The organism is Streptococcus constellatus (assembly GCF_902167705.1).
Lineage (GTDB): Bacteria > Bacillota > Bacilli > Lactobacillales > Streptococcaceae > Streptococcus > Streptococcus constellatus_A.
On the sequence record NZ_CABHMZ010000021.1, the window covers coordinates 59,875 to 78,244 of the forward strand.

Annotated in this window: 15 protein-coding genes and 4 pseudogenes; 17 read left to right on the top strand and 2 right to left on the bottom strand. The window is 37.6% G+C overall.

What is annotated here, in order from left to right:
* Nucleotides 1-58: 58 nt before the first annotated feature.
* From FQ204_RS06280 to ileS, 14 genes and pseudogenes are all read left to right on the top strand, one after another.
* Nucleotides 59-343, top strand: coding sequence for a DUF3165 family protein (locus FQ204_RS06280; protein WP_144209953.1), 285 nt, complete (start codon nucleotides 59-61; stop codon nucleotides 341-343).
* A gap of 73 nt (nucleotides 344-416) precedes the next feature.
* On the top strand, nucleotides 417-1,769 hold the full coding sequence (gene murD / locus FQ204_RS06285) for a UDP-N-acetylmuramoyl-L-alanine--D-glutamate ligase (protein WP_144209955.1): 1,353 nt from the start codon (nucleotides 417-419) through the stop codon (nucleotides 1,767-1,769).
* A 1-nt stretch (nucleotide 1,770) separates the two neighbouring features.
* Nucleotides 1,771-2,841, top strand: coding sequence for a UDP-N-acetylglucosamine--N-acetylmuramyl-(pentapeptide) pyrophosphoryl-undecaprenol N-acetylglucosamine transferase (locus FQ204_RS06290; RefSeq protein ID WP_144209957.1), 1,071 nt, complete (start codon nucleotides 1,771-1,773; stop codon nucleotides 2,839-2,841).
* Complete coding sequence (locus tag FQ204_RS06295) at nucleotides 2,838-3,893, top strand: cell division protein FtsQ/DivIB (protein ID WP_144209959.1); 1,056 nt, start codon at nucleotides 2,838-2,840, stop codon at nucleotides 3,891-3,893. The genes FQ204_RS06290 and FQ204_RS06295 overlap by 4 nt, the downstream gene beginning before the upstream one ends.
* 122 nt (nucleotides 3,894-4,015) lie before the next feature.
* A pseudogene (gene ftsA / locus FQ204_RS06300) lies at nucleotides 4,016-5,216 on the top strand (cell division protein FtsA); the annotation flags it as partial.
* Nucleotides 5,201-5,401: pseudogene (locus FQ204_RS10765) on the top strand (cell division protein FtsA C-terminal domain-containing protein); the annotation flags it as partial. The pseudogenes ftsA and FQ204_RS10765, both read left to right, overlap by 16 nt.
* Nucleotides 5,402-5,419: 18 nt before the next feature.
* The gene (ftsZ, locus tag FQ204_RS06305) at nucleotides 5,420-6,694 is read left to right on the top strand and encodes a cell division protein FtsZ (RefSeq protein WP_144209963.1); all 1,275 of its coding nucleotides are present in this window, start codon (nucleotides 5,420-5,422) and stop codon (nucleotides 6,692-6,694) included.
* 1 nt (nucleotide 6,695) lies between these two features.
* The gene (locus tag FQ204_RS06310) at nucleotides 6,696-7,367 is read left to right on the top strand and encodes a YggS family pyridoxal phosphate-dependent enzyme (protein WP_144209965.1); all 672 of its coding nucleotides are present in this window, start codon (nucleotides 6,696-6,698) and stop codon (nucleotides 7,365-7,367) included.
* Between the two features lie 9 nt (nucleotides 7,368-7,376).
* Nucleotides 7,377-7,460, top strand: a pseudogene (locus FQ204_RS10770) (cell division protein SepF); the annotation flags it as partial.
* Nucleotides 7,461-7,556: 96 nt separating this feature from the next.
* Nucleotides 7,557-7,922: pseudogene (locus tag FQ204_RS06315) on the top strand (cell division protein SepF); the annotation flags it as partial.
* 4 nt (nucleotides 7,923-7,926) lie between these two features.
* On the top strand, nucleotides 7,927-8,190 hold the full coding sequence (locus FQ204_RS06320; RefSeq protein WP_144209969.1) for a YggT family protein: 264 nt from the start codon (nucleotides 7,927-7,929) through the stop codon (nucleotides 8,188-8,190).
* A 4-nt stretch (nucleotides 8,191-8,194) separates the two neighbouring features.
* On the top strand, nucleotides 8,195-8,986 hold the full coding sequence (locus FQ204_RS06325; RefSeq protein WP_144209971.1) for an RNA-binding protein: 792 nt from the start codon (nucleotides 8,195-8,197) through the stop codon (nucleotides 8,984-8,986).
* 9 nt (nucleotides 8,987-8,995) lie between these two features.
* On the top strand, nucleotides 8,996-9,769 hold the full coding sequence (locus FQ204_RS06330; RefSeq protein WP_144209973.1) for a DivIVA domain-containing protein: 774 nt from the start codon (nucleotides 8,996-8,998) through the stop codon (nucleotides 9,767-9,769).
* A gap of 261 nt (nucleotides 9,770-10,030) precedes the next feature.
* Nucleotides 10,031-12,823: an isoleucine--tRNA ligase gene (gene ileS / locus FQ204_RS06335; protein ID WP_144209974.1), complete on the top strand. Its 2,793-nt coding sequence runs from the start codon at nucleotides 10,031-10,033 to the stop codon at nucleotides 12,821-12,823.
* 236 nt (nucleotides 12,824-13,059) lie between these two features.
* Here ileS and FQ204_RS06340 read toward each other — a convergent pair whose 3' ends face one another.
* Nucleotides 13,060-13,473, bottom strand: a complete 414-nt coding sequence (locus FQ204_RS06340) for a MarR family winged helix-turn-helix transcriptional regulator (protein WP_144209976.1) — start codon at nucleotides 13,471-13,473, stop codon at nucleotides 13,060-13,062.
* Between the two features lie 63 nt (nucleotides 13,474-13,536).
* Between FQ204_RS06340 and FQ204_RS06345 the strand changes: the two genes are divergently transcribed.
* Together FQ204_RS06345 and FQ204_RS06350 are read left to right on the top strand one after the other, a co-directional pair.
* Entirely contained in the window at nucleotides 13,537-13,986 is a 450-nt protein-coding gene (locus tag FQ204_RS06345) for a GNAT family N-acetyltransferase (protein ID WP_144209978.1), read from the top strand.
* Between the two features lie 114 nt (nucleotides 13,987-14,100).
* A complete protein-coding gene (locus FQ204_RS06350) occupies nucleotides 14,101-15,225 on the top strand; it encodes an AI-2E family transporter (protein WP_144209980.1) in 1,125 nt (374 codons plus the stop codon).
* 392 nt (nucleotides 15,226-15,617) lie between these two features.
* Here the strand turns inward: FQ204_RS06350 and FQ204_RS06355 are convergent, their stop codons facing one another.
* The gene (locus FQ204_RS06355) at nucleotides 15,618-15,824 is read right to left on the bottom strand and encodes a hypothetical protein (protein WP_144209982.1); all 207 of its coding nucleotides are present in this window, start codon (nucleotides 15,822-15,824) and stop codon (nucleotides 15,618-15,620) included.
* An 861-nt stretch (nucleotides 15,825-16,685) separates the two neighbouring features.
* Here FQ204_RS06355 and FQ204_RS06360 point away from each other — a divergent pair.
* On the top strand, nucleotides 16,686-18,332 hold the full coding sequence (locus tag FQ204_RS06360) for a phosphoenolpyruvate carboxykinase (ATP) (protein ID WP_144209985.1): 1,647 nt from the start codon (nucleotides 16,686-16,688) through the stop codon (nucleotides 18,330-18,332).
* Nucleotides 18,333-18,370 lie beyond the last annotated feature (38 nt).

Genomic DNA, 18,370 nt, shown 5'->3' on the forward strand with positions numbered 1-18,370 from the left:
AAAGAGTGGTTTGCTTTGTTGCTAATATATGAAGCGGATAGGCTAGAAAGGAGCAGAAATGTTTTATTTGATCTTTGGGATTCTCATCCTATTATTTTACATTTTTGCTGCTCCACAGAGCATTAAAGGGACTTTAAATGTAGTAGTTTTAGTGATTGCCCTAGTCGCTTTTATCATTTTATTAGGATTGGCAGTATTTCAGATTTTTCAATTACCGTCTGAATTTTTCGTAGGAATTGCAATGATTGGCGTAGCCTATTTTTCTCTACGTGATATTTCAAAATTGTCACAAAAAGATAAAAAAGTATCGTTTCGCTCAAAACTTCGTAACAGACAAGAATAAAAAGCCGTAAAGGCTTTTTTATTTTCTGAAAAAAAGGTAAAATAGATACAGAAGAATTAAAAAGAGGCGTGTTATGAAGCACATTACAAATTTTGCAAATAAGAAGGTTTTAGTTTTAGGTTTGGCCAAGTCTGGTGAATCCGCTGCTCGTTTACTAGATAAGTTGGGAGCGATTGTCACAGTAAATGACGGGAAGCCGTTTGAGGAAAATCCTGCTGCTCAGTCTCTCCTTGAAGAAGGCATCAAAGTTGTCACAGGGGGGCATCCTTTGGAGCTCTTGGACGAAGAGTTTGAACTGATGGTCAAAAATCCCGGTATTCGTTACGACAATCCTATGGTAGCGAGAGCTTTGGAAAAGAAAATTCCAGTCATCACTGAAGTCGAGTTGGCTTATTTGATTTCAGATGCTCCAATCATTGGAATCACTGGTTCTAATGGAAAAACAACGACGACAACAATGATTGCGGAAGTCTTGACTGCAGGTGGTCAAAATGGTTTGCTTTCTGGGAATATTGGCTTTCCAGCCAGTCAAGTTGCAACCACTGCAACCAAAAATGATACGTTGGCCATGGAGCTGTCTTCTTTTCAACTCATGGGCATTGAAACCTTTCACCCAGAGATTGCAGTGATTACCAATCTGATGCCAACTCACATTGATTATCATGGCTCTTTTGAAGAATATGTCGCTGCTAAATGGAACATTCAAGAAAACATGAACAAATCTGACTTCCTCGTGTTGAATTTCAACCAAACATTAGCGAAAGAATTGGCTGCAAAGACGCAAGCGACTGTTGTGCCATTTTCAACGACGGAAAAGGTAGACGGCGCTTATTTAGAAGGAAACGTCTTGACATTCCGTGGCGAGTCAATTATGACAACGGATGAGCTTGGTGTACCAGGTAGCCATAATGTTGAAAATGCCCTTGCAACTATTGCAGTTGCGAAACTGCGTGGCATTGACAATCAAGTCATCAAAGAAACATTGGCAGGTTTCGGTGGCGTTAAACACCGCCTTCAATATGTTGGTGAAATCAACCATGTAAAATTTTATAACGATAGCAAATCCACGAATATTCTTGCAACGCAAAAGGCCTTGTCTGGTTTTGACAATAGCAAGGTTATCTTGATTGCTGGTGGACTGGATCGTGGCAATGAATTTGACGAATTGGTGCCAGATATTCAAGGATTGAAGAAAATGGTTATTCTTGGAGAATCTGCAGCACGTGTCAAGAGAGCAGCAGATAAAGCAGGTGTTAGCTATATGGATGCTGCTGATGTGAAAGATGCGACGCAAAAGGCTTTTGCTGAAGCTCAAGCAGGTGACATTGTTCTTCTCAGTCCTGCAAATGCTAGCTGGGACATGTATCCAAATTTTGAAGTTCGTGGCGATGAGTTTATTACAACATTTGAAGAATTAAAGGGTTAAGATGAAAAAGATTATATTTACAGGTGGAGGAACGGTTGGTCATGTGACTCTAAACCTTTTACTCATTCCAAAATTTCTAGAAGCAGGCTGGCAAGTCCACTATATCGGTGACAAGCATGGGATTGAATACCAAGAAATCCAGAAGTCGGGATTGAATATAACTTTTCATTCAATAGCAACAGGAAAATTACGCCGTTATTTTTCTTGGGAAAATATGCTGGATATTTTCAAAGTAACTTGGGGGATTTTACAATCCTTAGGAATTATGATAAAGGTTCGTCCACAAGCTCTTTTTTCTAAAGGTGGATTTGTGTCGGTTCCTCCAGTAATTGCAGCGCGTTTATCTAGAGTACCAGTTTATGTGCATGAGTCAGATCTCTCTATTGGCTTGGCCAATAAAATTGCTTACAAATGTGCGATAAAAATGTATTCTACTTTTGAGCAAGCCCATGCGTTGACAAAAATTGAGCATGTAGGAGCTGTGACAAAGGTAGGAGAAAAAATAACTGCTCCAAATGAGCAGATTCAAGCGATTCAGCAGCATTTTGATGAAAACCTTCCGACACTTCTTTTTGTTGGTGGGTCAGCCGGAGCAAGGGTTTTTAATGATTTTGTAACGGCAAATAAAGCAGAGCTAACTCAGCATTACAATATTATCAATTTATCAGGCGATGCTCATTTAGATGAATTATCAAATCATCTGTACCGAATTGCCTATGTGACTGACCTCTATCAACCGTTGATGAATTTAGCAGATGTCGTTGTTACGCGTGGCGGATCTAATACAATTTTTGAGTTATTGGCTATGGCAAAACTCCATGTGATTGTTCCTTTGGGACGTGAAGCAAGTCGCGGTGATCAGATTGAAAATGCAGATTATTTTGTAAAAAAAGGCTATGCTAAAAAATTAGACGAGCCTCAACTGAATTTGGAAAATCTCCAAAAAGTGATGACAGAGTTGCTTGAGCAGAGAGAATGTTATGAAGAAAACATGAAACAGTCTCACGAAATAAAATCGTTAGATGAATTTTATAACCTTTTAAAAAATGACATAGATAAAGGAAGAAAATGACAAAAAAGAAGCAAGAGGATCAGAAAGAACAGGAAAAACAACTTTCTGAATGGCAAAAAAGAAACAAGGAATATCTTGAAAAAAAGGCTCAAGAAGAAGCTGAAAAAGAGAAAGAATTGGCAGAGCAAAAAAAGCAGCATTTGCCAAATCCTGAAAAATCAGATGTAGGCGAGGAAGATGAAAAACCAGAAGTAACATCTGATACTCAAGAAGCAGAATCAGAGGACTTAGAAGAATCCACTGAGACAGAGTTCTCCGAGGAAGAACAAGATGAGCCTCTTGATAAAACAGCCTTGAGAAAAAAGAAGAAAGCGGAACGCAAACAAGCAAAACGCAAAGAAAAAGAGGGTAGAGAAAAAATCGCACCTCGTCATGTTTACCGTGCTCTTCCAGTCTTGATTCTAAGTTCTGTTTTGTTGATTTTAGCTGTTTATTTTATCAGTCCCTATTCAAAATTAAAGAACATAGAGGTGACGGGAAATAAACAGATTTCTAAAACAGAGGTCTTGGAGGCCTCTAGTATTCAAAAAGACGATTACACCTTGACGACCTATTTGAGCCAAAAAGCTCATGCTAAGAATATCAAACAGTCAAATTTATGGGTTGAAAAAGCAGAAATAATCTATCAGTTTCCTATTACATTCAAAATTAAAGTGACAGAATATAAAGTTGTCGCTTATGATTATTCTGGAGAGCAATATTTCCCAGTATTATCTAGCGGGGAGGAAATTGCTAACCCAGTTAATAAATCCCAATTACCTAAAAGTTATATGACACTTGATTTTTCAGATAAAGCTATGCTTAAGAAATTTGTGCAACAATTATCAGGTGTTTCTGATGCTATCAAATCGGAAATCCAAACAGTTCAGCATACACCAAGTAAAGCGACCGAAGATTTGTTGACACTCACCATGACAGATGGAAATAAAATTCTAGTTCCCTTGTCAGAAGTGGGCAAAAAGCTACCTTATTATGAAAAAATAAAACCACAACTAACAGAAACAAGTACTGTAGATATGGAAGCAGGAATATTTAGTTATCGAATTAGCTAAAATAATGCAGAAAATCTAACCACTTTTTAAATTTTTGTGTTATAATATGCTTTGAATAACTATACTTTTTTGATAGTTAAATTGATAAGTGAGAAACTTGGTAGACAGAGAGGAATGGTCTAATGGCTAGAGATGGCTTTTTTACAGGATTAGATATCGGAACAAGCTCCATTAAGGTCTTGGTAGCAGAACACGTAAACAATGAATTAAACGTAATCGGAGTCAGTAATGCAAAAAGTGCTGGTGTAAAAGATGGTATCATTGTAGATATTGAAGCAGCAGCAAGTGCTATAAAATCGGCAATTTCACAAGCAGAAGAAAAAGCAGGAATTTCCATTAAGTTGGTGAACGTTGGTTTGCCTGCTAACTTGTTACAGATTGAAGCAACACAAGGTATGATTCCTGTGACAAGTGAAACAAAAGAAATTACAGATGCAGATGTTGAAAACGTTGTGAGATCTGCTTTGACAAAAAGTATGACTCCAGACCGTGAAGTTATTACCTTTATCCCAGAGGAATTCATCGTAGATGGTTTCCAAGGAATTCGTGATCCTCGCGGAATGATGGGAATTCGTTTAGAAATGCGTGGTCTTCTATATACAGGCCCACGTACCATTCTTCATAATTTGAGAAAAACAGTTGAGCGAGCAGGAGTTCAAGTAGAAAATATTATCATTTCTCCACTTGCCATGACAAAATCCGTTCTGAATGAAGGAGAACGTGAATTTGGTGCAACTGTCATTGATATGGGTGGTGGCCAAACAACAGTAGCTTCTGTTCGCAACCAAGAACTGCAATTTACCAATATCTATCAAGAAGGTGGCGAGTATGTCACAAAAGACATTTCTAAGGTTTTAAAAACATCTAAGAAGTTGGCAGAGAGCTTGAAATTTAACTATGGAGAAGCATACGTACCTGCCGCTAGCAATGAGTCTTTCCAAGTGGAAGTAATTGGTGAAGTGGAACCGGTTGAAGTAACAGAGCGTTATTTAGCAGAAATTATTTCAGCACGTGTTAAACATATTTTTGAACAAATCAAGCAAGATTTAGAGAGAAGACATTTATTAGAACTTCCAGGTGGGATTGTGATTATCGGAGGTGGTGCAATTTTACCAGGTGTGGTAGAATTGGCACAAGAAGTTTTCGGTGTTCCCGTTAAATTATATGTTCCAAATCAAATCAGTATCCGTAATCCAGCTTTTGCTCATGTCATCAGTTTGTCAGAGTATGCAGGAAACTTATCTGAAGTGGATGTTTTAGCACAAGCTGCTGTTCATGGTGATGAACTTTTACGGCATCAACCAGTTGAATTCTCTCGTTCAACACAGCAAAGTCAGTCGTTCAATCCGTTGCAACGCTTTACTCAATCTCAACAGTCAACTACGACTTTGAACGATGAAGCAACAGAAGAAGTTGAACGTCCAGAGCCACTTCCAACACAACCTCAACAGCCAAAAGAAAAATTGACAGATCGTGTTCGAAATCTACTTGGTAATATGTTTGATTAAAGGAGAAGGTAATACATTATGACATTTTCATTTGATACAGCTGCAGCACAAGGAGCAGTAATTAAAGTTATTGGTATCGGTGGTGGTGGCGGTAATGCCATTAACCGCATGATTGATGAAGGAGTATCAGGCGTTGAATTTATCGCTGCCAATACAGATGTGCAAGCTCTTAGTGGTTCAAAAGCAGAAACCGTTATTCAACTTGGTCCAAAGTTGACGCGTGGTCTTGGTGCTGGAGGACAGCCTGAAATCGGTCGTAAAGCGGCTGAAGAAAGCGAAGAAGTATTGACAGAAGCTCTCACAGGAGCTGACATGGTCTTTATTACTGCTGGCATGGGCGGTGGCTCTGGTACAGGTGCTGCACCAGTTATTGCTCGGATTGCCAAGGGAGTTGGCGCTTTGACAGTAGCTGTAGTAACTCGTCCTTTTGGTTTTGAAGGAAGCAAACGCGGTAACTATGCGATTGAAGGAATCAATGAACTTCGTGAGCATGTAGACACACTTCTCATCATTTCAAACAATAATTTGCTTGAAATTGTTGATAAGAAAACTCCTCTTCTTGAAGCTTTGAGCGAGGCAGACAATGTTCTTCGCCAAGGTGTACAAGGAATTACAGACTTAATTACAAGCCCAGGACTTATCAACCTTGACTTCGCTGATGTGAAAACCGTTATGGAAAATAAAGGCGATGCTCTTATGGGAATTGGTATAGGTAGTGGTGAAGAACGTGTTATCGAAGCTGCACGTAAGGCTATCTATTCACCGCTTCTTGAAACAACGATTGATGGAGCTGAAGATGTCATCATCAACGTTACAGGTGGTCTTGATATGACCTTGATTGAAGCAGAAGAAGCATCAGAAATCGTCAATCAAGCAGCTGGTCACGGTGTGAATATCTGGTTAGGTACTTCTATTGACGACAGCATGAAAGATGAAATTCGTGTGACAGTTGTTGCAACAGGTGTCCGCCAAGAAAAAATTGATCGAGTAAGTGGTGTTCGTCCAGTTGCTCAACAAAATTCTTATGCAGCTGGAACTCGTGAAAATCGTCATTCTAGAGGAAGTCAAGGCTATGATCGTAACTTTGACCTGACAGAAAACCTTGAAGTTCCAAAGCCAAGTCGTCAACGGGCAGAAGCTCCACAAGCTTCAGCATTTGGTAATTGGGATTTGCGTCGTGAGAATATTGTTCGTTCAACAGAAGCAAATACAGCGCCAGCTGTAGAGCGTTATGAAGATACTAGTTCTGATGACGATGAATTAGAAACACCACCATTCTTTAAAAATCGTTAAAATGGATTTAGAAAAGAATACACATCAAGTTTTGGAAAATGTAGCGCAAGCTACGCAAAAAGCCAATCGCTCAGAAAAATCAGTAGAAGTAATAGCTGTCACCAAATATGTTGACAGCTCTACTGCTAAAGAGCTGGTTAAAGCAGGAATTCATCATATCGGTGAAAATCGAGTAGATAAATTTCTAGATAAATATCAGGCTCTAAAAGATGAACATGTAACTTGGCACTTAATTGGTACGCTTCAAAGGCGGAAAGTGAAAGATGTCATCAATTATGTTGACTATTTCCATGCCTTAGATTCAGTAAAATTAGCTCAAGAAATTAACAAAAGAGCAGAACATATCATTAAATGCTTTTTACAAGTAAATATTTCCAAAGAAGCTAGCAAACATGGTCTTACTGTAGAGGAAATTGATGCTAGTTTACCTGAGCTAGAAAAACTTGAAAACATTCAGATTGTAGGTTTGATGACCATGGCACCGATTGAAGCAGATGAAGCTGCATTAAATGTCATCTTCCAACAAGCCTATCAACTACAACAAAGATTACAACGTAAACAGTTATCCAATATGCCTTTTACTGATTTAAGTATGGGAATGAGCCGCGATTATGAAATAGCCATCGCAAATGGTTCGACTTTTGTCAGAATTGGTACCGCATTTTTTAAATAGGGAAGTATTATGTCTCTTAAAGATAGATTTGATAAATTCATTGATTACTTTACGGAAGATGGTGAAGATGCCGGCGTTCAAACGCCTGAGCTACCACCACGTGTGAGTAGTCAATCTGTGACACCTACCAAAGAAAGAACAGTACATACAGCGAGTAGTTCTTCACAGTCTTCTGCAAAATCAGGAGCAAATGAAAACATCACTCGTCTTCATGCGCGTCAGCAAGAATTGGCACAACATCGCACGATTTCAGATGATAAAGTGACAATCAATGTTCGTTATCCAAGAAAATATGAAGAAACAACTGAAATTGTTGATTTGTTAATTGTTAATGAAAGCATTTTGATTGATTTTCAATATATGACAGAAGTACAAGCTCGTCGTTGTTTGGATTATCTGGATGGTGCTCGTTATGTGCTTGCTGGAAGTATAAAAAAAGTTGCAAGCACAATGTACCTGCTAACGCCAATCAATGTTATTGTAAATGTTGAGGACTTAAAATTACCTGAAGATTTGCAAAATGGCGAATTTGATTTTGATATGAAACGTAGATAAAAGCATGGTTTGGATTGTAAATATACTTTATAATTTAGTAAGATTGTATTCATTCATTTTAGTGGTGTATGCTCTCTTATCATGGTTTCCAGGTGCCTATCAAACGTCGTTTGGTCAGTTGATTTTGCGGATAGTAGAGCCTGTTTTAAAACCATTTCAACGTTTCAACCTACAATTTGCTGGGATTGATTGGACGGTTCTTGTCGTTATCTTTCTTCTGAATTTTGTTTCCGGCATCATTTTGAATGTCCTTTTGCTTTTAGCTTAAATTCATGAAGAATACCAAACATTTATACCAACATTTTGCAGAAGAAGATCGTGAATTTGTTGATAAAAGTTTAGAACAGATGCAGCGCGTTGAGGATTCTTATTCTTTTGAAGTGACTTCGTTTGTAAATCCACATCAAGTTGAAGTTTTGCGAAATCTTGGGAATCACTTGCAATTGCAAATATTTTCAAGTTCGGATTATTATACGAGTGAATTTGCTAAAGTCATTATTGCTCCTCTCTACTATGAATTGCAATTAAGTGATTTTGAAATGGATTTGTTAGAAATCAGCTATGTGAATAAATTTCACCACTTAACCCATTCACAAATAATGGGAACGTTATTGAATCAATTAGGAATTGAACGCAAAGTTTTTGGTGATATTCTTGTTGCTTCTGGTAGAGCACAAATTATGGTAGATAGAAAATTCACCCAATTTTTCATCGATCATATCTCAAGGATAGCAAAGATACCTGTAAAATTGAAGCAAGTGGATTTTTCACAACAGATAGCTGTTCAAGCAGATTCAAAGCTAAGAGATGTGCTTGTCTCTAGTATGCGTTTGGATAAAGTGGTGGCTGCTTCATTTCGTTTATCGCGAAGCATTGCCGCTCGGCTGATAGCAACAAAGCAAGTTAAGGTAAACTATTCCATGCTGGATAATCCCAGTCATCATTTGTTATTGAATGACTTAATTAGTGTACGAGGATATGGGAGAGTAAAAGTTTTAAGAGAAAATGGCTTTTCAAAAAATGGAAAGTATAAGTTAACTGTTGAATTATTGTCTAGTAAGTAAGGAGAAAATATGGCTATTACATCATTAGAAATTAAAGATAAAGCTTTTGCTCACAAATTTAGAGGATATGATGTTGACGAAGTTGATGAATTTCTTGACATCATTGTCCAAGATTACGAAGATTTAGTTCGTGTCAATCATGAGCAAGAGTCAAAAATTAAAAATCTGGAAGAACGTTTGACCTATTTTGACGAGATGAAGGATTCCCTTAGCCAGTCTGTATTGATTGCACAAGATACGGCAGAACGTGTGAAACAAGCGGCAAATGACCGTTCTGAAAACATTGTTCATAAGGCTGAGCAAGAAGCCCAACATTTGTTGGACGAGGCAAAATACAAGGCTAATGAAATTCTTCGTCAAGCGACAGACAACGCTAAGAAAGTGGCTGTTGAAACAGAAGAGTTGAAAAATAAAACGCGTGTCTTCCACCAACGTTTAAAATCAACAATTGAAAGTCAATTAAGCATTGTAAATTCTTCAGAATGGGAAGATATTCTTCGTCCAACAGCTACTTATTTGCAGACAAGCGATGAAGCCTTTAAAGAAGTTGTTCAGTCTGCTTTAGGTGAAGTCGTAACGACTCCAGAAGAGGATGAAGTGGATGTGACACGTCAATTCTCCCCAGAAGAAATGGAAGAATTACAAAGACGTATTGAAGAAGCAAATCGTGAATTAGCAGAAACACAAGCATTTGAAACTTTAGACGAGTCTGTTTTGGGTTTACATTTAACAAATGATGAAAGATCAGAAGCTACTTCAACAGAATCTGTAGATATTTTATAAGAAAATGTAAAAACAAGATGTTAACAAAATATTCGCAGCGAGCAGGTGACGGTGAGAGACCTGTAATCCCTTTTGTTAGGATTATCATTTTACAAACTTAGATCTGAAAACAGTAAGATTTAACGCTTAACTCACGTTACGAGTAAGAGGGATAGGAATATTATTCTTGTCTAAATGAAGGTGGTACCACGAATTTTCGTCCTTTGGATGAATTTGTGGTTTTTTATTTTAATTTGTTACTAATATGAAAAAGGAGAATTTATGAAATTAAAGGAAACTCTTAATCTTGGGAAAACTGCTTTTCCAATGCGTGCTGGCTTGCCAAATAAAGAACCTCTTTGGCAAAAAGAGTGGGAAGATGCAAAATTGTATCAACGTCGTCAAGAATTGAACGAAGGGAAACCGCACTTCACACTTCATGATGGGCCTCCGTATGCTAATGGAAATATTCACGTTGGTCATGCCATGAATAAGATTTCAAAAGATATTATTGTGCGTTCAAAATCCATGTCTGGCTACTATGCACCTTACATTCCAGGTTGGGATACTCATGGTCTTCCAATTGAGCAAGTCCTAGCGAAGCAAGGTGTGAAACGCAAAGAAATGGATTTGGCAGAGTATTTGAAGCTTTGTCTCGATTATGCACTGAGTCAAGTGGACAAGCAACGTGAAGATTTCAAACGCTTAGGTGTTTCTGGTGATTGGGAAAATCCGTATGTGACGTTGACCCCAGATTATGAAGCTGCTCAAATTCGTGTTTTTGGAGAAATGGCGAAAAAAGGCTATATTTATCGTGGTGCGAAGCCTGTTTATTGGTCATGGTCATCTGAGTCTGCTCTGGCTGAGGCAGAAATTGAATATCATGATTTGATTTCCACTTCTCTTTACTATGCAAATAAGGTAAAAGATGGCAAAAATGTGCTGGATACAGATACTTATATTGTAGTTTGGACGACAACACCATTTACCATTACAGCTTCTCGCGGTTTGACAGTAGGTGCTGACTTTGATTATGTTGTAGTAAAACCAGCTGGGGAAAGTCGTAAATTTGTTGTTGCTGCTGATCTGCTCAATAGCTTGTCTGAAAAATTCGGCTGGGAAGATGTGGAGGTCTTGGCAACTCATCGCGGCGCTGCACTGAATCATATCGTGATAGAGCATCCGTGGGATGAAGAAGTAGATGAGTTGGTGATTCTTGGTGACCACGTTACGCTGGATTCAGGTACAGGAATTGTCCATACTGCTCCTGGTTTTGGTGAGGACGACTACAATGTTGGGATTGCAAATGGATTAGAAGTGGCTGTTACGGTCAATGAACGTGGCATCATGATGGAAAATGCTGGTCCAGATTTTGCAGGACAATTTTATGACAAGGTAGTGCCAACGGTTATTGAAAAATTAGGGAATCTTCTTCTCGCTCAAGAAGAAATCTCTCACTCCTATCCATTTGACTGGCGGACGAAAAAGCCAATTATCTGGCGAGCAGTACCGCAATGGTTTGCTTCAGTTTCAAAATTCCGTCAAGAAATTTTGGACGAAATTGAAAAAGTGAAGTTCCATTCGGAATGGGGCAAGGTTCGTCTTTACAATATGATTCGTGATCGTGGAGATTGGGTCATTTCACGTCAGCGTGCTTGGGGAGTGCCGCTTCCAATCTTTTATGCGGAGGACGGTACACCGATTATGACAGAGGCAACGATTGAGCATGTGGCTGAGCTCTTTGCTGAGCATGGTTCGATTGTTTGGTGGCAACGGGAAGCAAAAGACTTGCTGCCAGAAGGATTTACTCATCCAGGGTCACCAAATGGTGCATTCACTAAAGAAACGGACATCATGGACGTGTGGTTTGATTCAGGTTCTTCTTGGAATGGCGTAGTTGTGAATCGTCCAGAATTGACTTATCCTGCAGACCTTTATCTTGAAGGATCTGACCAATATCGTGGTTGGTTCAATTCTTCCCTGATTACTTCTGTTGCAAATCATGGAGTGGCTCCTTATAAACAAATTCTTTCACAAGGGTTTGCTTTGGACGGCAAAGGCGAGAAGATGTCTAAGTCTCTCGGCAACACCATTGCTCCAAGTGATGTTGAAAAACAATTTGGGGCTGAAATCTTGCGTCTTTGGGTGACGAGTGTGGATTCTAGCAACGATGTGCGTATCTCAATGGATATTCTTGGTCAAGTGTCTGAAACCTACCGAAAAATCCGTAACACTTTGCGCTTCTTGATTGCCAATACCTCTGATTTTAATCCAAAAGAAGACGCTGTTGCTTATGATGACCTTCGCTCTGTTGATAAGTACATGACTGTTCGATTTAATCAACTTGTCAAGACAATTCGTGAAGCATATTCCGACTTTGAATTTTTAGATATTTATAAAGCGATTGTAAACTTCGTGACAGTTGATTTATCAGCTTTCTATCTTGATTTTGCAAAAGATGTTGTCTATATTGAAGCAGCTAAATCATTGGAACGCCGTCAAATGCAGACCGTCTTTTACGATATTTTAGTAAAAATTACAAAATTATTGACCCCAATTCTTCCACATACAGCAGAGGAAATCTGGTCTTACTTGGATCATGAGCCAGAAGAATTTGTTCAGTTAGCGGAATTGCCAGATGGTTTGACTTTCCCAAATGAGGAAGAACTGTTGGATACTTGGACAGCCTTTATGAACTTCCGCAGTCAAGCGCAAAAAGCTTTGGAAGAGGCACGTAACGAAAAAGTGATTGGAAAATCCTTGGAAGCTCACTTAACTGTTTATCAAAATGAAGTAGTGAAAACGTTGCTTGAAGCAGTTAATAGCGATGTTGCGCAACTTCTCATTGTTTCTAAATTAACAATCGCAGATGAAATGGCTCCTGAGCATGCTGTTGCTTTTGAGGATGTAGCCTTTACAGTTGAACATGCAGAGGGTCAAGTTTGTGAACGTTGCCGTCGGGTAGATGAAACAGTCAAAGAACGCAGCTATCATGCAATTGTTTGTGACCACTGTGCAGAAATCGTTGAAGAACATTTTGCGCAAGCAGTTGCAGAAGGATTTGAAACGAAATAATCAAAAGGGAGTGGGATAAAAATCGGTAATTTCGAAGAAATTTGATTTTGTCGTCCCACCCCCGCACAATTGAGTAGGGCTGTAAAGGTTGATTTATCAACCGCATAGAGCTCACTCAACCACTGCGACTTGCAAGAAACTCATAAAAATCTGACGAGGTTAAGGACTTTTATCCCAGCCTCTTCATTTTTTTGATTTAAAAGTTGCAAATGCAACTAATGTATGTTATACTAATTTCATTGAGAATTTTCTATTTTATTGAGAATGGCTTCTAGTTGAAAGAGCTCGGAAGATGTCAGATTTTTCATGACAGATTGAATATAGATTGTTTCAAATCCAATCAATCGGTCGTAGACTTGCAATGCCTTTGTCGTAGGGTAAAGTTCTTTAAATTTCTTATTTTGAGAATTGACTTTCTTTGTGATAAATCCTTTTTCTGCTAATTTTTTCAGAGAACGACTAAGTGTTGTTTTATCGATTTTCACCATATTAGAAAGTTGAGACTGATTCAATCCTTCGTGTTCAACAATGCGGATAAGGATAAGAAAGAGATTATTATCTAAGTTGTATTGGCTGGCTTCATGATTCATATTCATCATGGCTTGACGAGAAATCATGCCCATTTGACGAAAGAGATGACGATAGTCCATAACAGGCTCCTTTTATAGTTGCATTTACAATTATTATATAATAAAGAGGAAGGGAAAACAAGTATGTGGTACAAAAAGACGTTTGAGGAATTAACCACCTTAGAATTTTATAAATGTTTGAAATTGCGTTTAGAAACATTTGTGGTGGAGCAAAAGAGTGTTTACAATGATTTGGACGAGAACGATTTAGTAGCCGTTCATATTTTTCATGAAAATGAATCCGAAGAAGTGGATGCTTATGCGAGAGTATTTGAGACGGGAAAAACGATTCACTTTGGTCGTATTGTAACAGCGGCATCTGCTCGCGGGCAAGGACTTGGGCGCGAGTTGATCCAAGAAATTATGGAGACTTGTGCTGAAAAATGGCCCGAAAAAGAGATTCGGATAGAGGCGCAAGAGCAGGTTGTTGGTTTGTATGAAAAATTTGGATTTGAAGCTATCAGCGAACCCTTTATCCTAGAATCACGAGTTCATGTTACCATGATTTATAAGCAAGCAAGAATAATGAACTAGTTTTTGAAATTGTGAGATAGAAGTACATCTTCTTAAAAAATAATTTGTTTCATTTTTAGAAAAGCACTCATTTTTATTAGAAAATATGATAGAATAACTGGTAGGAGGAACAATATGTTTCATAAAAGTAAGTTATTTTTTTGGACAACAGAAGTCTTGCTATTAACCATTATCTTTTTTATCTGGCGACAAATGGAAGGCCTGATTTCCCCTTTTGTGAGTGTTTTAAATACGGTTTTAATTCCTTTTCTAATCGCAGGTTTTTTATATTATGTGACCAATCCGTTGGTGAAATTTTTGGAAAAAGAACTGAAAATTAAGCGGATTTTTGGTGTTTTAATTACCTTGGTGCTTTTGTTTGGGCTTATTACCTTGGGAATTATCTATCTCTTGCCGATTTTAATTACACAGTTGACGAGCTTGATATCTTCCGGCCAAAATGTTTATGGAGAATTGCAAAATTGGATTAACCAGCTATCACAACATGCTCTCTTTAAAAACTTAAATATCCAGTCTATGATTAGGCAATTAAATCTGTCTTATGTGGATATTCTACAAAATATTTTAAATAGTGTCACGAATAGTTTGGGGAGTGTTGTTTCAGCGGTGGTGAATACCTTTTTGATTCTCATCATGACCCCTATATTTTTGGTTTATTTCTTAATTGACGGAGATAAGTTGCTTCCAATGTTGGAAAGAACTGTTCTGAAGCGAGATAAGCTGAATATCACCAAATTATTGACCAATCTTAATGCAACGATTGCTCGATATATTAGTGGGATTTCGATTGACGCTTTTATTATTGGGACATTAGCTTTCATTGGGTATAGTGTTATCGGCTTGAAATATGCTTTAATTTTTGCTATTTTTTCTATGATTGCCAATCTTATTCCTTATGTGGGACCAAGCATTGGCTTGATTCCCATGATGATTACTTATTTGATTACTGATCCGAAAAAAATGGTGATTGCTGTACTTTATATGTTGATTGTACAACAAATTGATGGCAATATTCTCTACCCGCGGATTGTAGGTGGCGTGATGAAGGTGCATCCTATTACCATTATGGTTCTCCTACTTTTGTCAAGTAATATTTATGGGATTGTTGGGATGATTGTGGCAATTCCGACTTATTCCATTTTGAAAGAAATTGCGAAGTTCTTGGCGAATTTATATGATAATCATCGAGCTGCACAAGAACAAAAGAAAAACGAAGAGTATGGGATTATCAACAAGTAAGGAAGAAAGCAAAATCGATATTGCGAAAAAATTGATTTTGTCATCTCACCTTCAACCACTGCTCCGTTAAAAAAACAATATCTTGTAAGAGTCTGGGAAATTTTTGTTCCAGACTTTTTATTTTAAAGTTATCTGGATGAAGATTCGAGATGGAAAAGACCTCTTTTCCTCTTTTTTATAATGCGTTTTATGTACGAAAAAAACGTACCTAAGTTGACTCAACAGGTACGCTATGGTATACTATGTATACAGCGCTATATTGAGTGTTTGTTGGGACTTGTTACACTATCGCTTTGGTCGGTTGAGAGTGTAGCAAGTTTTTTATTTTGTAAGGTCTATCTCAACCTTACGAGTTAAGTATATCATAATCTAAATATTATGTCGATACTTTTTTAAAATTTTTCTAAATTTTTTTCGATAAGTCGCGAAAGTTCTGTTAAATCTTCCTTTGTGGCGAGATTTCTAATAAATCCGCGAGCATTTGAACGTCTGCTCAAATAATTTTTATGCTCTTTATTTTTTTCAGCCCATCGTTGATTAGCAGCTTTTTGCTGACTTGGGTTTAAATACCCTTTTCGTTTTTTTGTTTCTTCTGGCATGTGTCTCCTTTCTTATTTATTCTTTCTTTGATTAACATAAAGAAAACCAACAAAAGAAATTATAAAGAAAATAAATACTAATATAATTTTCATTTTATTATTAGATATGATATACTAACAGTAGCGGGAGGGCTTACGCCCTCACTACTGTTAGAGCCTATTTGAACCGCTTGAATTTCGACCTCTTGCGTTCTTTGGGCTCTTTCTTTAATGCTATAATCATGCTAGCTGTTCTACTCAATAGCGAGTCGACAGCTGCAATCATTACAGCAACATCAGAAAGCTTCATATCATGCTCCTTTCTGTTTTATTTTATAAGGTCTATCTCAACCTTACGAGTTAAGTATATCATAATCTAAATGTTATGTCAATGTTTTTTTAAAATACTTACAAACTCAATCATATCAACGCTTTAGCTCATCTAAAAAATATTTAGATGAGTTCTTTTTTATTTTTTCTTCTATTGAAAGGCTAAAAAAGAGGATGATAGACGCAGGACACAAAAAATACATTGACAATAGCTGTCAAGCATGGATAAAATGGGTGAACAAAGAAACAGAGGTAGAATTTTAAGTTCGGAAATACCGCCCCATATTTTTTAAACGAGGGCAGGGATTGTTCGGAATAAAAGAACGCTGCCCTCTTTTATGCAAAAAATTCCCTTTTTGAAATGACAAGAAAAGCTTTACACCAATGATTTTCTTGTTTCGAACGATAAAAAAGGACCTTGTCCAGACAGGTCGTAAGAATGGCGGGGACAACTCCCCCAGAAATGTTGGTGTTATAAGGTTTCCGTTTTATTAAAACTAAAAATGTATTTTTATGCTAAAATAGAACTAATAAGATAGAGGAGGTACACTTATGGTAACACGTCGTAAATATTCTCCGCAGGAGATAAGAAAAGATTCTTCTTATTTCTCACCTTTGAAAGCAATCATTGAAACAGCTTTTTATGAAAATCAGGTTGTTGCAATAAAAACCGTAGAAGAAGCTTATCAATTGGCTTCCGCAGCTGCTGGGACAATTGTCTTAGATATGCCCGTGATTCATACGAAGGAACTAGGCTTACCTTCTTATGCTCGTGTTTTATTAACGAATTCTGGCGCAGTTGTTGGTCGAACGGCTGAGGCTCGACGGATTTTTGGTAGAGATAGCGAGGAAGATGAGAAATTGCTTTCAATAGTACGCAGTGCAATTTATCAGGCTCATCATCGAAAATTTTATAAGGCAGATGCAGTTGTGGGGCTTGATGAAGCCTTCATGGTTTGTGCTCATCTCATGGTTCCTGAAGATGAAATCAACAATCTCTATTCTTGGCTATTAAACTTTCAAATTTTGGATGAAGAATTTAAAAATCGTTTGAGAGTTTCTAAAAAATATGACGAAAATGATATATTTGTCTTTTTCGACCCCAAATGGAAGCATCCAGATTATCCTAAAGGACTGGTTTATTTTGATACTCAGCATAATTGTGTCATTATTTTGGGCTTAAATTACTTTGGTGAGTTGAAAAAAGCGACTTTAACCTTAGCTTGGGCAACAGCTGCTAGAAATGGTTATGTGGCTTGTCATGGCGGCTTGAAAATTTTTAAACAAGAAGATGAAAAACAAGACTATGTAGCTTCTTTCTTTGGTTTATCTGGTTCAGGAAAATCCACGCTGACGCATGCCAAACATAATGGAAAATATGATATTAAGGTTTTACATGATGATGCCTTTATTATTTCTGTAAAAGATGGCTCTTCCATTGCTTTGGAGCCGTCCTATTTTGATAAAACGAATGACTATTCTATTGGGCATAGGGAGCAGGACTTTTTTGTAACAGTTCAGAATTGTGGTGTGACACTGGATGACAATGGATTAAAAAAATTAGTGACAGAGGATATTCGGAATGGAAATGGTCGGACAGTCAAGTCTCGTTTTGCAACGCCAAATCGGGTTGATCGAATTGATGAGCCTATTCAAGCCATTTTCTGGATTATGAAAGATGATTCTCTCCCACCGTTGGTCAAAATCAACGATCCGCTGATGGCTTCTACGATGGGTTGTACATTGATGACCAAGCGTTCCAATGCTGAAAATGTGACTGGCAAGCATGATGATTTGGTGATTGAACCTTATGCCAATCCATTTAGAGTCTATCCCTTGGTGGAAGATTATCGGAAATTCCGTACACTCTTTGAATCTGGTGTCAACTGCTATATCATCAATACCGGATTCTATATGGGAAAGGGAATTTCAAAAGAAATCAGCCTGAATATCATTGAAAAAATTGTTGATGAAACGGCAGATTTTAAACCATTTGGACCGTTGGAAGGATTCGAATACATGGAATGTGAGGGCTATCCGATTCCAAATTTTGATTCTCGTTATAAACAGTTAATCAGGGAAAGAATGCAAATACGGCTGAACTTCTTGCTTGCCTTTAATCAAAAATACCCTAAAACAGCACTTCCTGTTGATGCAATCTCACGTCTAGAAACCGTTTTGCAAAATCTAGATTCTTAATAAATCATTTTCTTTGTAATTTCCTCCAAATTTTTCTT

Coding starts and splice junctions, on each gene's coding strand:
- ftsZ (WP_144209963.1), top strand. CDS start 5,420: ATGACATTTTCATTTGATACAGCTGCAGCACAAGGAGCAGTAATTAAA.
- FQ204_RS06320 (WP_144209969.1), top strand. CDS start 7,927: ATGGTTTGGATTGTAAATATACTTTATAATTTAGTAAGATTGTATTCA.
- FQ204_RS06345 (WP_144209978.1), top strand. CDS start 13,537: ATGTGGTACAAAAAGACGTTTGAGGAATTAACCACCTTAGAATTTTAT.
- FQ204_RS06295 (WP_144209959.1), top strand. CDS start 2,838: ATGACAAAAAAGAAGCAAGAGGATCAGAAAGAACAGGAAAAACAACTT.
- FQ204_RS06280 (WP_144209953.1), top strand. CDS start 59: ATGTTTTATTTGATCTTTGGGATTCTCATCCTATTATTTTACATTTTT.
- FQ204_RS06310 (WP_144209965.1), top strand. CDS start 6,696: ATGGATTTAGAAAAGAATACACATCAAGTTTTGGAAAATGTAGCGCAA.
- FQ204_RS06350 (WP_144209980.1), top strand. CDS start 14,101: ATGTTTCATAAAAGTAAGTTATTTTTTTGGACAACAGAAGTCTTGCTA.
- FQ204_RS06355 (WP_144209982.1), bottom strand. CDS start 15,824: ATGCCAGAAGAAACAAAAAAACGAAAAGGGTATTTAAACCCAAGTCAG.
- murD (WP_144209955.1), top strand. CDS start 417: ATGAAGCACATTACAAATTTTGCAAATAAGAAGGTTTTAGTTTTAGGT.
- ileS (WP_144209974.1), top strand. CDS start 10,031: ATGAAATTAAAGGAAACTCTTAATCTTGGGAAAACTGCTTTTCCAATG.
- FQ204_RS06360 (WP_144209985.1), top strand. CDS start 16,686: ATGGTAACACGTCGTAAATATTCTCCGCAGGAGATAAGAAAAGATTCT.
- FQ204_RS06330 (WP_144209973.1), top strand. CDS start 8,996: ATGGCTATTACATCATTAGAAATTAAAGATAAAGCTTTTGCTCACAAA.
- FQ204_RS06340 (WP_144209976.1), bottom strand. CDS start 13,473: ATGGACTATCGTCATCTCTTTCGTCAAATGGGCATGATTTCTCGTCAA.
- FQ204_RS06325 (WP_144209971.1), top strand. CDS start 8,195: ATGAAGAATACCAAACATTTATACCAACATTTTGCAGAAGAAGATCGT.
- FQ204_RS06290 (WP_144209957.1), top strand. CDS start 1,771: ATGAAAAAGATTATATTTACAGGTGGAGGAACGGTTGGTCATGTGACT.